Source organism: Sphingomonas sp. BK036 (assembly GCF_004216825.1).
In the GTDB taxonomy this organism is placed as follows: Bacteria; Pseudomonadota; Alphaproteobacteria; order Sphingomonadales; family Sphingomonadaceae; genus Sphingomonas.
This window is the reverse complement of record NZ_SGXR01000006.1, coordinates 374,287-388,460: the sequence shown is the minus strand read 5'-3', so window position 1 is coordinate 388,460 and position 14,174 is coordinate 374,287. Positions and strand designations below refer to the sequence as shown.

General features: G+C 67.5%; 12 protein-coding genes. 6 read left to right on the top strand and 6 right to left on the bottom strand.

What is annotated here, in order from left to right; all coding sequences use genetic code 11:
* Positions 1 to 109 precede the first annotated feature (109 nt).
* The 5 genes from EV283_RS15035 to EV283_RS15015 all read right to left on the bottom strand — a co-directional run bounded on the left by EV283_RS15035 (position 110) and on the right by EV283_RS15015 (position 6,930).
* Positions 110 to 1,339 (bottom strand): M20 family metallopeptidase, encoded by a 1,230-nt coding sequence (locus EV283_RS15035; protein ID WP_130326667.1) that lies wholly within the window; start codon positions 1,337 to 1,339, stop codon positions 110 to 112.
* A gap of 175 nt (positions 1,340 to 1,514) precedes the next feature.
* A complete protein-coding gene (locus tag EV283_RS15030) occupies positions 1,515 to 3,158 on the bottom strand; it encodes a helicase HerA-like domain-containing protein (protein WP_130326665.1) in 1,644 nt (547 codons plus the stop codon).
* A gap of 111 nt (positions 3,159 to 3,269) precedes the next feature.
* Positions 3,270 to 4,823, bottom strand: coding sequence for a Do family serine endopeptidase (locus EV283_RS15025; protein WP_130326663.1), 1,554 nt, complete (start codon positions 4,821 to 4,823; stop codon positions 3,270 to 3,272).
* Between the two features lie 101 nt (positions 4,824 to 4,924).
* Complete coding sequence (locus tag EV283_RS15020; RefSeq protein ID WP_234422781.1) at positions 4,925 to 5,791, bottom strand: protease modulator HflC; 867 nt, start codon at positions 5,789 to 5,791, stop codon at positions 4,925 to 4,927.
* Positions 5,788 to 6,930 (bottom strand): protease modulator HflK, encoded by a 1,143-nt coding sequence (locus EV283_RS15015; protein WP_056416729.1) that lies wholly within the window; start codon positions 6,928 to 6,930, stop codon positions 5,788 to 5,790. Before EV283_RS15015 ends, EV283_RS15020 begins: the two co-directional genes overlap by 4 nt.
* Positions 6,931 to 7,000: 70 nt before the next feature.
* Between EV283_RS15015 and EV283_RS15010 the strand changes: the two genes are divergently transcribed.
* The 5 genes from EV283_RS15010 (at position 7,001) to EV283_RS14990 (ending at position 9,789) form a co-directional block, all read left to right on the top strand.
* Complete coding sequence (locus tag EV283_RS15010) at positions 7,001 to 7,951, top strand: Mrp/NBP35 family ATP-binding protein (RefSeq protein ID WP_130326661.1); 951 nt, start codon at positions 7,001 to 7,003, stop codon at positions 7,949 to 7,951.
* Between the two features lie 98 nt (positions 7,952 to 8,049).
* Positions 8,050 to 8,481 carry a CoA-binding protein gene (locus EV283_RS15005; protein WP_130326659.1) on the top strand — a complete coding sequence of 144 codons (432 nt, stop codon included), beginning with the start codon at positions 8,050 to 8,052 and terminating at the stop codon, positions 8,479 to 8,481.
* 55 nt (positions 8,482 to 8,536) lie between these two features.
* Positions 8,537 to 8,872: a hypothetical protein gene (locus EV283_RS15000; protein ID WP_130326657.1), complete on the top strand. Its 336-nt coding sequence runs from the start codon at positions 8,537 to 8,539 to the stop codon at positions 8,870 to 8,872.
* A 67-nt stretch (positions 8,873 to 8,939) separates the two neighbouring features.
* Positions 8,940 to 9,311, top strand: a complete 372-nt coding sequence (locus EV283_RS14995; protein WP_130326655.1) for a hypothetical protein — start codon at positions 8,940 to 8,942, stop codon at positions 9,309 to 9,311.
* 13 nt (positions 9,312 to 9,324) lie between these two features.
* Complete coding sequence (locus tag EV283_RS14990) at positions 9,325 to 9,789, top strand: hypothetical protein (protein WP_130326653.1); 465 nt, start codon at positions 9,325 to 9,327, stop codon at positions 9,787 to 9,789.
* A 223-nt stretch (positions 9,790 to 10,012) separates the two neighbouring features.
* Here the strand turns inward: EV283_RS14990 and EV283_RS14985 are convergent, their stop codons facing one another.
* Complete coding sequence (locus tag EV283_RS14985; protein WP_130326651.1) at positions 10,013 to 11,302, bottom strand: homoserine dehydrogenase; 1,290 nt, start codon at positions 11,300 to 11,302, stop codon at positions 10,013 to 10,015.
* A gap of 91 nt (positions 11,303 to 11,393) precedes the next feature.
* On the opposite strand from EV283_RS14985, the gene EV283_RS14980 reads away from it, so the two are divergent.
* Positions 11,394 to 14,141 (top strand): [protein-PII] uridylyltransferase, encoded by a 2,748-nt coding sequence (locus tag EV283_RS14980; protein ID WP_130326649.1) that lies wholly within the window; start codon positions 11,394 to 11,396, stop codon positions 14,139 to 14,141.
* The last annotated feature ends 33 nt before the right edge of the window (positions 14,142 to 14,174 follow it).

Here is a 14,174-nt window from a genome sequence, read left to right as displayed (position 1 = left end):
AGTCAGGATCCAGAGCCAAGCACGGCATCGCCCGTAACCCTGGATCCTGACTTTCGTCAGGATGACGGAGTGGGAGGACGCCGCGGAATGGGGGGATGCGGCGAGCGGCTCAGTCGAAGCCGTTCGTCAGGAACCGCTCCGCCACCGCACAGTGCATCGCGATGCCGTGCGCCATCACGCGTTCGTCGATCGTCATCTTGGTGTTGTGGAGCGGCGGGTTGGTGCGCGGGTCGCTGCCCTCGGGCGCGGCGCCGATGAACGCCATCGCGCCGGGGAGCTTCTGGAGCACGTACGAGAAGTCCTCCGCGCCCATCATCGGCGGCATCACCTGATAGGCGCCCTCGCCGCCGATCGCGGTCGCGCACGCCTTCATCAGATCGGTCGCACGCTCGTCGTTGACGGTGACCGGATAGCCTTCCTCGATCGTCGGCGTACCGACTGCGCCATGTGCGGCGGCAATGCCCTCGACCATGCGGATGAACGCCGCGCGGACCTGTTCGCGGGTCCGCTCCGACAGCGTGCGCATCGTGCCGAGCATCTCGACGGTCGACGGGATGACGTTGTGCGCGCTACCGGCGTTGAGCTTGGTGATCGACAGCACCGCGGGATCGGTGACCGCCACCTGCCGCGCGACATAGGTCTGGAGCGCGGTGACGATCTCGCAGGCGATCGGCAGCGGATCGAGGCAGTCGTGCGGCATCGCGGCATGGCCACCGCGCCCGGTGATCGTCGCGCGCAGCGTATCGGTCGAGGCCATCAGCGTACCCGCGCGGCTGACGACATGCCCCATCGGCATGTTGGGCGAGATGTGCAGCGCGAACCCGGCCTCGGGCAGCGGCGCATCGAGCAGGCCGTCGGCGATCATGTGGCGGGCACCGTGATGCCCCTCCTCGCCGGGCTGGAACATGAAGACGACGGTGCCGGGGAGTTGGTCGCGGCGGGCGCACAAGGCTTTCGCCGCGCCGACCAGCATCGCGGTGTGCGAATCATGCCCGCAGGCGTGCATCGCGCCGTCGATCTTCGACGCAAACGGGAGCCCGGTTTCCTCCTGCATCGGCAGCGCGTCCATGTCGCCGCGCAGCAGGACGGTGCGCCCGTTACCGCCGGCGGTGCCGCCGCGCCCGCCGCGCAGGATCGCGACGAAGCCGGTGGTCGACGTGCCTTCGCGGATCTCGAGCGGGAGGCCGGCGAGCGCGGCCTTCACCTTGTCCGAGGTGCGGGGGCAGTGGAGGCCGACTTCGGGGTCGGCATGGATCGCGCGGCGCAGCGTGATCGCATCGTCGAGGCTGTCCTCGCCAATGCTGGTCCAGTCGGTTGTGGATTCAAAATCGAGGGACATGGTTTGGCTCCTTGAACGGCTTGACCACCACCCCGGCGAAGGCCGGGGCCCAATCGGGAAGGTGGATGTAACGGAACGCCTCCCGACGTTACCTCCGTTTCCCAATTGGGCCCCGGCCTCCGCCGGGGTGGTATAGTTGTTTTTAGGGCAGCCCGCCCCCGGTCACGCTAACAGCTTACCCCCGGAACAGGCCGCCTAAAACCCCGCGCAGCACGGTGCCGACCAGGCCGCCGCTCGACGACCGCCGGCGCGATGTCGTGCCGAACACCTGTTTGCCGATCTCGTTCGCCACCTGCCGGCCGATCGACGAGCTTGCCGCGCGCGTCGCGGACGTCGCCATCTTGGTCCAGGGCGAGTTCGCCGCCTCGCGGTCGGCTTCACGTTGCTGGCGGTCCGCCTCGCGCTGGTCCGCGACGCGCTGGCGTTCCGCCTCTTTCGCCGCCCGCGCGTCGACCTTCGCCTGCGCCGCCGCGGCCTTCTCCGCCTCAGTCGTCGCCTTCGCCTCGGCCGCTGCGGCGCTCGCCTCCTGGGTCTTGGCGGCGAGCAATTCCTCCGCCGATTCGCGATCGACCAAAGTGTCGTATTTCGCGCCGATCGCGTCGGTCTCAATCATCACTTTCCGCTCGGCGGGCGTGATCGGTCCGACGCGCGACGCGGGCGGCTTGATCAGCGTCCGCTCGACCGGAGTCGGCGCGCCGTCGGGCTGGAGCAGCGACACCAGCGCCTCGCCCACCTTCAGCTCGGTGATGATCGTGGCGACATCGACGCCCGGATTGGCGCGGAACGTCTCTGCCGCCGCGCGCACCGCCGCCTGATCGCGCGGCGTGAACGCGCGCAGCGCATGCTGGACGCGGTTGCCGAGCTGGCCTGCAACGGTGTCGGGAATGTCGATCGGGTTCTGCGTGATGAAATACACGCCCACCCCCTTCGACCGGATCAGCCGGACGACCTGTTCGATCTTCTCGAGCAGCGCCTTGGGGGCGTCGTCGAACAGCAGATGCGCCTCGTCGAAGAAGAAGCACAGCACCGGTTTGTCGGGATCGCCGATCTCGGGGAGATGCTCGAACAGTTCGCTCATGAGCCACAGCAGGAACGTCGCGTACAGCTTGGGTGAAGCCATCAGCTTGTCGGCGGCGAGGATGTTGACGATCCCCCGACCGCGATCATCGACGCCGATGAAATCGTTCATGTCGAGCGCGGGCTCGCCGAAGAAATTCTCCGCGCCCTGCGTGCGCAACTGGAGCAGCGACCGCTGGATCGCGCCGATCGACTGCTTCGACACGTTGCCATAGGTGACCGTCAGCTCGTCCGCACGGCCAGCACATTCGGTCAGCATCGCCTGCAGATCGTCGAGATCGATCAGTAGCAACCCCTCCTTGTCGGCGACGTGGAAGGCGATCGTCAGCACGCCCTCCTGCACGTCGTTCAAATCCATCAGCCGCGACAGCAGCAGCGGCCCCATCTCGCTGATCGTGGTGCGGATCGGATGCCCCTGCTCGCCGAACAGATCCCAGAACTGCACCGGCGTGTCGGCATAGGCCCAGCCATCGTCGCCGATCGCCTTCGCGCGCTCGGCAAAGGTCGCATGCGTCTTGGCGGTCGGCGATCCCGCCATCGCGAGGCCGGACAGGTCGCCCTTCACGTCGGCGACGAAGCACGGCACGCCGTTTGCGGAGAACCCCTCGATGATGCCCTGCAGCGTCACCGTCTTGCCGGTGCCGGTCGCACCCGCGATCAGGCCGTGGCGGTTCGCGCGCTTCAACGCCAGCGTCTGCGGCTTGCCGTCCACGCTCGCGCCGATGAAGATGCCGTCGCTCATGCTCTCGTCCTCGTTATCCGGCACCGACCCTATCCCCGTAGCCTGCAAAGAAAAAGGACCGCCGCTCGGGTGAGCGACGGTCCTTTTCGGGTCAGTCGTGTCGGTCGTGGATTACTTGATCTTGACCGGCAGGAACTGTGCAGGGCTGCGTCCACGCTTGACCTGCAGCAGGACCTGCGGGCGACCCGCGGCCTTCGCGGTGTTGACCGCGTTCTGGAGGTCGGCCGCCGTGCGAACGGGCGAGCCGTTGACCGAGATGATGACGTCGCCACGCTTCAGCTTGCCAAAGGCGTCGCTGGTCTGCGCAACGACCGCGATGACGACGCCCTGCGTGCTCGCCTCGACGCCAACCGCCTGCGCAATCGCCGGGGTGAGCGGCTGTACGCCGATCCCGAGCACCGCGCCGGCCGTTGGTGCGGCGGTGGTGGCATCATCGCCGTCATCGCCATCGTCGGTGCCGAAGCCCTGTGCATCGCCGCCCAGCGTCGCTGCCAGCTTGTCCGCGCTCGGACGTGGTACGACGACCACGTTGGCCACGACAGGCTTGCCGTTGCGCAGGATGTCGAGACGCGCGGTCTGGCCCGGCTTCACGTTGGAGACGAGATAGGACAGCGACTGGTCGACCGTGACGACCTGGCCGTTGACCTTGGTCACGACGTCGCCTGCGCGGACGCCGGCCTTCGCCGCGGGGCCACCTGCGGTCACGTCGTTGATCAGCTCGCCCTGGTTCTTGGCGATGCCGAGTGCGGCTGCGGTATCCTCGTTGATCGTGCCGCCCGGCTGCAGCTGGACGCCAATATAGCCGCGCTCGATCGTGCCGCCCTTCATGAAGGTGGCGATGATCGGCTTGGCAACGGCCGCCGGAATCGCGAAGCCGATACCGATATTGCCGCCCGACTGGCTGAAGATCTGCGAGTTCACGCCGATCACGTTGCCGTTCAGATCGAACATCGGGCCGCCGGAGTTGCCCTGGTTGATCGACGCATCGGTCTGGATGAAGCGGTCATACGCACCGCCCTGACCGGTGACGCGGTTGATCGCCGAGACGATGCCCGCGGTCACGGTGCCGCCCAGGCCGAACGGCTCGCCGATCGCGACGACCCAGTCGCCGACGCGCGCACCGTTCGAATCGCCGAACTTCACGAACGGCAGGTTGGCGGCATCGATCTTGAGCAGCGCGAGATCCGATTCCTGATCCTTGCCGATGACCTTGGCGACATATTCCTTCTTGTCACTGAGCGTCACCGTGATCGAATCGACCGTCGCGCCCTGCGCGCCCGGCGAGATCACGTGGTTGTTCGTGACGACATAGCCGTCGGGCGAGATCAGGAAGCCCGAGCCGAGCGAGGCGCCCTCGCGCTTGACCGGCGCGCCGCCCTGGCCACCGCCGCCCATGCCGCCGAACAGGTCGCCGAACGGCGTACCCGCAAACGGATTGGCCTGCTGCTTCTGGACGATCGTCTGCTTGGTCGAGATGTTGACCACGGCGGGCTGGAGCCGCGCGACCATGTCGGCAAAGCTCATCGGCGCGCCGGGCTTGGGGGAGACGGCCTGGATCGCGCCCGGCTCGTTCTGCGCGACCTGCGCACCGCTCGGCTGAAGCGCGAGCGTGGCGGTCGCGCCGCCGAGGAGAAGAGCACTGGTAATGGCGTAGGCGTAACGCACTAGATGTTGTCCTCTCGTTTCATCAATCGAAACAGGTACCCTGTAGGTACGCCGTCCTGAATGATGCTTGAATATGAACGGCGTTCGAAGGTTCCGCAGGCTTAACGCCCGCGGCCCTCGAATTCCCTCAGATAGCTGTTGTTCGGCGAAAGAATGATCGACGTCGATCCTTCGGGTGCCGCCCCGCCATCCGCGCCGAACGTGTGCCGGTACGACTGCATCGCACGGTAGAAGTCGTAGAAGTCGGCATCCTTGCCGAAGCTTTCGGCATAGATCTTCGCCGAATCCGCGTCGGCCTGCGCGCGGACGATCTGCGCCTGCTTCTGGCCTTCGGCGCGGATCGTGATCGCCTCCTGCTGGCGCGCGCTCGACATGCGCTTGAGCGCGCTTTCGAGCGGCAGGCCGACGGGCAGGTTCGCCTGCTTGATGCGGACGTCGACGATCTCGACGCCGTATTGGCTGGCGACGCGCTGGAGGCCCTTCTGGATGTTGTCCATCAGCTCGGAGCGCTCGGGGCTCAGCAGTTCGACGAAGCGCCGCTTGCCGAGTTCGTTGCGCAGCGCCGATCCGAGGATCGGGCGCAGTTGATCGGGGATCCGGTCCTCGCTGCCCACCGCGTTACGCATCTTGCGCGGATCGACGATCCGGTAGCGCGCATAGGCATCGACCTCGAGCCGAAGCTGGTCGGTCGACAGCACGAGCGTATTGTCGAGTTCGAGATCCTGCACGCGCTTGTCGATCCAGACGATCCGGTCGACGAACGGGATGCGCGCGATCAGGCCCGCGCCGGTCTGGCCGAACGCGGTGTTGGGCTGCCACGCGTTCACCGTGCGGATCGGCTGGCCGAACCGCAGGATCACCGCCTGCTTGGTCTCGGGGACGATCGCGAATGTCGATGCGGCCAGGATGACCAACAGCAGCGCGACGATGCCGGCGACGATCGGGTTGCGGAAACTCACGGCGTTCACTGGGCAGCTCCAGACTGGGGGGCAGCCGTCGCCGCGGCCGGCGCTGGCGTCGCCTGGACAGCCTCTGGGTTCGGCAGGCGCTTGGCGTTCGACAGCGGTAGATACGGCACCACCCCACCCGGCGTCTCGACGATCGTCTTGTCGCTCTTGGCGAGCACCGCCTCCATCGTCTCGTAATACATGCGGCGACGAGTCACTTCGGGGGCGAGCTTATACTGCTCGTACACCTTGTCGAACGACGCGGCTTCGCCCTGCGCGCGCGCAACGACCTGCTGCGCATAGGAGCGCGACTGGTTGAGGTTGGCGATCGCCTCCTGCTGCGCGGCGGTGACGGCGTTGAAGTCCTCGACGATCCGCGCGGGCGCGGCCGCCTGCTTGATCGCGACGCCCTGGATGCGGACGCCCGACTTGTAGTCGTTGAGGATTTGCTGGGTGAGTTCGGCGACGCGCTGTTCGATCACCGTGCGCCCCGTGCCGATTGCCTGGTCGAGCGTGGTGGTCGCGACCACCGCGCGCATCGCGCTCTCGGCGGCGGCGCGGACGGTGTCGTTCGGCTCGGCAAGCTGGAACACATAGTCGCGCGGATCGGCGATGTCCCAGCGCACCGAATAGGCAAGGTCGATGATGTTCTGATCGCCGGTCAGCGTCAGATTTTCGCCATCGCCGACGGGGAAATTGTCGGTGCGGATCTTCTGGACGTCGACCACCGTCACGTCGGCGATCGGCGCGGGCATCGTCAGGCGAACGCCCGGATCGAGCGTACCGGCATATTTTCCGAAATAGGTGACGACGCCACGCTGCTGCGGGCCGATCTGGTGCACCGAGGTGAACAGGATCCAGACGACCGCGATGATCGCGACGCCGATCGCCCAGAGCGCACGAGCATTGGCGCCCGACGGCATGCCGCCGAAACCGCCATTGCCGCCACCGCCGCCGCCCGAGCCCCGCGCCTTGCGCAGGAATTCGTCGAGCGCGGTGGGCTTGGCAGCAGGTTTGCGTCCGCCGGGGGGGAGCGCCCATGGATTGCGCGGACCGTTGCCGCCAGTCTTGCCGTCGTCGCCCGAGCCGCCCCAGGGGCCTTTCGGTGTTTCGGTGGCAAGGATATCGGGGCGCTGGAACCAGCGCGAGAAGATCGTCATGCTAACCTTTATAGGTAGGCGGCGGCGGAAAAACAGTGCCAAGCGGCCCCGGCGGCCCTATCTGGCCCCGATGATCGATCTAGAAGCGGTAAAGGCGGCAGTTGCCGCAGTGGCGGGCAAGCGGGCGACCGTCCGGCTTGAAGGAACGCGTGCAGGCATCATCATCGATGCGACCGGGCTAGACCCGCAGGCCCGCGATGCGCTGGAGGCGACCGTCCGCATGGCAGCGACTCAGCCCGGCGTCACCGAGGTGCGGATCGCCGTCACCGCCGAACGCTCGACGCGCCGGCTGATCGCGGTCGCCAGCGGCAAAGGCGGCGTCGGCAAGTCGACGCTCGCCGCCAACCTGGCGATCGCCATGTCGCGCGCCGGGCGCCGCGTCGGGCTGGTCGATGCCGATATCTACGGACCGTCGCAGCCGCGCCTGATGAACGTCGAAGGCACCCGCCCGACTGCCAAGGACAAGGTGCTCGATCCGGTCCCGACGCCCTATGGCGTACCGTTGCTGTCGATGGGGCAGCTCGTCGAGCCGGGCAAGGCGATCGCGTGGCGTGGACCGATGGCGGCAGGCGCGCTCGGCCAGCTGGTCGAGGCGGACTGGGGCGTGACCGACACGCTCGTGCTCGATCTGCCCCCCGGCACCGGCGACGTGCAGCTGACGATGGTCCAGAAATACCGGCCCGCGGGTGCGGTGATCGTGTCCACCCCGCAGGATCTCGCACTGATCGACGCGCGCCGCGCGATCGACCTGTTCGAGAAGGCAGGGATTCCGATCATCGGCCTTGTCGAAAACATGGCGGGCTATGTCTGTCCGCACTGCGGCGAGGCGTCGGACCCGTTCGGCCATGGCGGCGCGGAGGCGGCGGCCCGCGAACTGGGCATCCCGTTCCTCGGCCGCGTGCCGCTGAAAATCGGGATCCGCACCGCCTCCGACGCGGGTACGCCGCCCGCGGCGGACCCCGACGATCGGATATTCATGCCGATTGCCGCTCAGGTCGTCGCATGGCTCGGAAAACTGTGAAACCCGCGGGGCTGATCGACGTTGTCTCATTACCGGTCGTACCCGACGCGTAGAGTTGCGGTACGAGCGGACCAGGTTTACCCCGATAGGAGGCATCGATGCCGTTGACCGCCGATGCCGACATCAAGGCGCTGCTCGAGGGCGCGCGGACGATCGCGATGATCGGCGCCTCCGATCGTCCCGACCGGCCCTCCTACGGCGTGATGGCCAAGCTCCAGGCGCATGGGTACCGCGTGATCCCGGTCAATCCGCAGATTACCGGCGAGCATGTCCATGGCGAGTTCGTGTTTCGCGACTTGTCGCAGCTCGGCGACCCGATCGATATCGTCGACATCTTTCGCAATTCGGCCGCGGCTGGCGACGCGGTCGACCAGGCGATCTCGGCTGGCGCGAAGGCGGTGTGGATGCAGCTGGGGGTGATCAACGAGGAGGCGGCTGCGCGTGCTGAGGCGGCCGGCTTGCAGGTCGTGATGGACCGCTGCCCCGCAATCGATATTCCACGGCTCGGCGTCGCCCCGATCGGCGAATGACGCTTGCCCCCGTCGACGAACGCGCTCAGTCTACGCGTCTGTCCGGGAGGCGCCGATGCTCGCGATCTTGTTGTCGATGCTGATCGAGGACCCGCTCATGGCCGTTGCCAAGGCGCGGATGGCGGCCGAGCAGACCTGTACCCCGAGCGCGGACGCGACCGACATCACGGTCTGCGGTTTGCGGACCGCCGATCGGTTCCGCGTTCCTTTCATCGTCCACGATCCCGGCGATCCGGCGCATGAAAGCCTCCGCGACGAACGCACCCGCCTGCTCCGCCGTACCACGCCGCTTGCCGATCTGGGCCCGTTCCAGGTCGGCGGCGGCATGGCGGGCGTCACCATGACCGTTGGCGGCGGGGGCGGCACGTCGTTCCGCAAGCCTGCGCCCTAAGGATTCCGATCATACTCGCTCCCGTCCTGTCCGCGCTGCTTCAGCTGTCCGCAACCGCTGCCGCCCCGTGTCGCCGCCTGTCCCCCAGCGATTCTCGATCCTCGTCGATCCGTGCGCCACGCAGACTGAGGACGGCAACGAGGTGGTCGTCTGCGGCAAATCGGCGACGACCACGCCACGCCTGCCGATGCGCGACGATCGCGGGCCATCCGACCACGCGGTCGCCTCCAATCCCGAACTGAGCGCTGTGCGCGCGCTGCAACTGGAGAACACGCCCTGTGCGGCCACCCAATGGGGGTGCCGGGTCGGCTTCGGACCGCCGATCGCCCCGATCGCCAAAGCGGCGGTCGGGCTGATCAAGGGCGCACTCGCGAAAGCGCCGGACAAGCGGGGCCGCGTACCGATCGACCTCGATGGCCCGGTCGGCACCGTAAACTAGGATGGCGCGCGCGATGATCCTGGCGGCCTTGGTGCTGCCATCCGCGACCGCATCCGCCACCCCGATAGTCGCCCCGCCGCCGCAAAGCTGGTCGATCCTCACCCCGCCCGCCTGCCCCGGTTCGAGCCCGTCCGAGGTCGTCGTCTGCGGTACCAACGGTACCCCCGCGCCACGCCTCCCGCTCCCCGACGAACGCCTGCCGCAGGATCGCCCGCGCCAGCCCACCGGCGATCCGCGCGCGGCGCTCGACAATGCCGGCCCCGTCTGCCCGCCGGGTGGCTGCACCGGGGTCGACCTGCTGACCGTCCCGGTCGTGCTGATCCGGGGCATCGGCGCGCTGATAGATCCGCACAGCTGTTGCGAGAATGGCGAAGGGAAGGATCCGATGGCGCTGCTCCGCGACGTCGGGCGAAAATTCCGGAAGAAGCCGGACAAGGCGAACCGAGTCCCGATCGTGCTGGACGAACCGGTTAGGTAAGTTCGGCCTTCCATGTATCCCCGCGAAGGCGGGGACCCAGTCTGGGCTTCCGCCTTCGCGGGAGAACAAGCAGGAGACTGCGTTACTGTCCTCCACCCCGGCGAAGGCCGGGGCCCAATTGGCGTGGACGCAGTAACGACGCGTGCCCTTCTTTAGTACCGTCCCCCAATTGGGCGCCGGCCTTCGCCGGGGTGGAGGCCATGAAGGTAGCCGCCCGCCCCGCTCAATCCAGGATATGCATCCACATCGGCTGACCGACGAGGCTCTGCGACCCGCGCAACTTCTCCAGCGCCTGCGCGATCGAGCGTTCGGGGCTTTCATGCGTGACGATCGCCACCAGCACGCTGCCATCCGAAATCGCCCCGCGTTGGATCAGGCTCTCGATCGACACGCCTGCATCGCGCATCGCCGCCGCGATCTCCGCGAGGACGCCGACCCGGTCCGCCACGGTGAAGCGCAGATAGGCGCGTCCCCGCCGCTCTCCGCTGTCCGCCTTGGGCGCGGCCGACAGCGAGGCGACCGGCATCGCGAACGGCGGTCCGAACTCACCGCGCGCGATGTCGATCAGGTCGGCGACCACGGCGCTCGCCGTCGGACCATCGCCCGCCCCTGCGCCCTGGAACAGCAGCCGGCCGACGAAGTTGCCCTCGGCCACCACGGCATTGAGCGATCCGGTGACGTTCGCGAGCGGATGATCGATCGGCACGAGATGCGGATGCACGCGCTGGAACAACCCATCCGCGCCCGCCTCCGCCAGCCCGAGCAATCGCACGCGGTAGCCGAGTGCCGCCGCCTCGGCGATGTCCGCGCCCAGCAGGTGCCGAATGCCGCTGATCGCGACATCGTCGAACGCCGGTTGAGTCCCGAACGCGACCGCCGCCAGGATCGACAGCTTGTGCGCCGCGTCGACGCCGTCGATGTCGAAGCTCGGATCGGATTCGGCAAACCCCAGTGCCTGCGCCTCGGCGAGCACCTCGGCGAAATCGCGGCCTTCGGATTCCATCTTCGACAGGATAAAATTGCAGGTGCCGTTGAGGATGCCGTAGACGCGCGCGATCTCGTTCGCCGCGGCGCCTTCGCGCAGGCCCTTGATGACCGGGATCCCGCCTGCGACCGCCGCCTCGAACTTCAACGCGACCCCCGCGGCTTCGGCCGCCTGCGCCAGCTCAAGCCCGTGATGCGCGATCATCGCCTTGTTCGCGGTGACGAAATTGCGTCCCGCCGCCAGCGTGCTGCGCGCCAGCGTCAGCGCCGGGCCGTCCGACCCGCCGATCAGCTCGACCACCACGTCGGCGCCCGGCTGTTTGGCGAGCGCGGTCGTGTCGTCGACCCATGCGAAGCGCGACAGATCGACGCCGCGATCCTTGCCGCGATCGCGCGCGGAGACCGCGACGATCTCGATCTCGCGCCCGGCCCGCCGCGCAATCAACTCGCGGTTCGCATCCAGCAATCGGATCACACCGCCACCGACGGTCCCGAGCCCGGCAAGGGCCACACGCAATGGTTCGCTCATTTTCGTCCTCCACTCGCGCGTCCGGTTACGTTTCGCGGGCAGTTTGCGCAATCCTGATGACGCATGGCATCGCGCGCCCTATCTGGGCGCAATGTCTGGCCGCTTCGATCACCTCCCCAACCGTCGCACGATCATCGATCGCCGCGCCGTCGCCGAAACCATCGCAGCGCTGGAGGGCGTCGATCCCACCGCGCTCCGCCGCGACGCGACCACCCTGCTCAAGGCCGCGCTCGAGAAGGGCCGGATCGAGGTCGAGCGCCGCCTCGTCGAACATCCGTCGCGCGGGCTCGAAGCGTCCAGCGCGCAGGCCTATCTGATCGACCAGCTGCTGCGCATCCTGTTCGATTTCACCACGCATCGGCTTTACCCGCTCCCCAATCCCACCGCCGGGGAACGGCTCACGCTGATCGCTGTCGGCGGCTATGGGCGGGCCGAGATGGCGCCGCATTCGGACGTCGATATCGGCTTCCTGACGCCCGGCAAGCAGACGCCCTGGGCCGAGCGCGTGATCGAATCGATGCTGTACGCGCTGTGGGATCTCGGCCTGAAGCTCGGCCAGTCCAGCCGCTCGCTCGACGAGATGGTACGCCAGGCCAAGGCCGACGTCACCGTGCGCACCGCGCTGCTCGAGGCGCGGTTCGTCTGCGGCGACACCGAACTGTACGAACAGGCCTCGCACCGGTTCAAGACCGAGGTCCAGGCCGACACTGCGCGCACTTTCATCGCCGACAAGCTCGCCGAACGCGATGCGCGCCACCGCAAGATGGGCGACACGCGCTACGTCGTCGAGCCCAACGTCAAGGAGGGCAAGGGCGGCCTGCGCGATCTCCATGCGCTGTTCTGGATCGGCAAATATATCTACGACGTCCAGCGTGCGGCCGAACTGGTCGAGGTCGGGTTGTTCACCAAGGCCGAATATCGCCTGTTCCACCGCGCCGACAACTTCTTCCAGGCGGTGCGCTGTCATCTGCACAGCATCACCGGCCGCGCCGAGGATCGCCTTACCTTCGACCTGCAACGCGAGATCGCCGACCGGATGCGGTTCTCCGATCGCCCCGGCAAATCGAAGGTCGAACGGTTTATGCAGTTCTACTTCCTGCAGGCCAAGACCGTCGGCACGCTCAGCGGCGTCTTCCTCGCGCATCTCGACGAGAAGTTCGCCGCGCGCGGGCGGCGCTTCGGCCTGCCGACGATCCGCCGCTCCCCGCGCAAGCTCAACGGGTTCGTGCTCGATCGCGGCCGGCTCGCGCTGCCGAGCGACGACTTTTTCCAGGCCGATCCCGAACGCCTGATCGAGATCTTCCAGCTTGCCGACAAGCACGGCGTCGAGATCCATCCACTCGCGATGCGCGCCGCCGCGCGCGATGCAAAGCTGGTCGACGACGTCCGCACCAGTCCGACCGCCAACGCGCTGTTCCTCGACGTGCTGACGTCCCCGCGCGATCCCGAGCTCGTGCTGCGCTGGATGAACGAGGCGGGGGTGTTCGGCCGGTTCGTGCCCGATTTCGCGCGCGTCGTCGCGCAGATGCAGTTCGACATGTACCATCACTACACCGTCGACGAGCACACCATCCGCGCGATCGGCCTGCTCGCGCGGATCGAGAATGGCGTACTAAAGGAGGATCATCCGCTCGCCAGCGCGATCTTCGAACAGATCGTGTCGCGCCGCGCGCTGTACGTCGCGGTGCTGCTGCACGACATCGCCAAGGGGCGTGGCGGCGATCATTCGATCCTCGGGGCGGAGGTCGCACGGCGGCTGTGCCCGCGCTTCGGGCTGACGCCGGCGGAAACCGAGACGGTCGCCTGGCTGGTCCGCTGGCACCTGCTGATGTCGGCGACCGCGTTCAAGCGCGACCTCAGCGACTTCAAGACGATCCTCGATTTCTGCGACGTGGTGCAGAGCCCGGAGCGCTTGCGGCTGCTCCTCACGCTGACGATCGTCGATATCCGTGCGGTCGGTCCGGGTGTGTGGAACGGCTGGAAACGCCAGCTGCTCGGCGATCTGTACGAAGCCGCCGAAGAGGTCCTCCGGCTGGGCCACAAGCAGAAGGGGCGCGCCGAACGGATCGCTGCCAAGCAGGATCATCTGCGCGACGCGCTCGGCTGGGACGCGGAGTCGTTTGCCACGCTCGTCCACCGCCTGCCCGAAGCCTATTGGATCGCCGAGCCCGAGGACGTGCTCGCGCACAATGCGCGCTTCCTCGCGACCACCTTCGATGCGCAGCTCGCGATCGACGCGCATGTCTATCCGGGGCGCGGCGCGACGCTGGTGACGATCTACGCGGCGGATCATCCCGGGCTGTTCTACCGCATCGCGGGTGCGATCCACGTCGCGGGGGGCAACATCATCGACGCGCGCATCCACACGACGCGCGACGGCATGGCGGTCGACAACTTCCTCGTCCAGGATCCGTTCGGGCGGCCATTCGACGAATCCGGCCAGTTGTCGCGGCTGAAGACCGCGATCGAGGATGCGCTGGCCAACCGCGGCAAGCTTGCCGACCGGCTGGTCGCCAAACCCCTGCCCCGCACGCGCGCGGAGGCGTTCGACATAGTCCCCAACGCGCTCGTCGACAACAAGGCGTCGAACCGGTTCACCGTGGTCGAGGTCAACGCCCGCGATCGGCCCGCGCTGCTGAACCAGCTTGCCAATGCGCTGTTCCAGTCGAAGGTGACGATCCATTCCGCGCATGTCGCCACCTATGGCGAGCGCGCGGTCGATACGTTCTACATCACCGACCTGACGGGCGACCGGATCACCCAGCCTGCGCGGTTGAAGACGCTGGAGCGGCGATTGCTCGCGGCGGCAGCGGGCGAGGATATCGACCTCGCGGCGTAGCGATCGCGGCGCATCCTCCGTCATCCCCGCGCC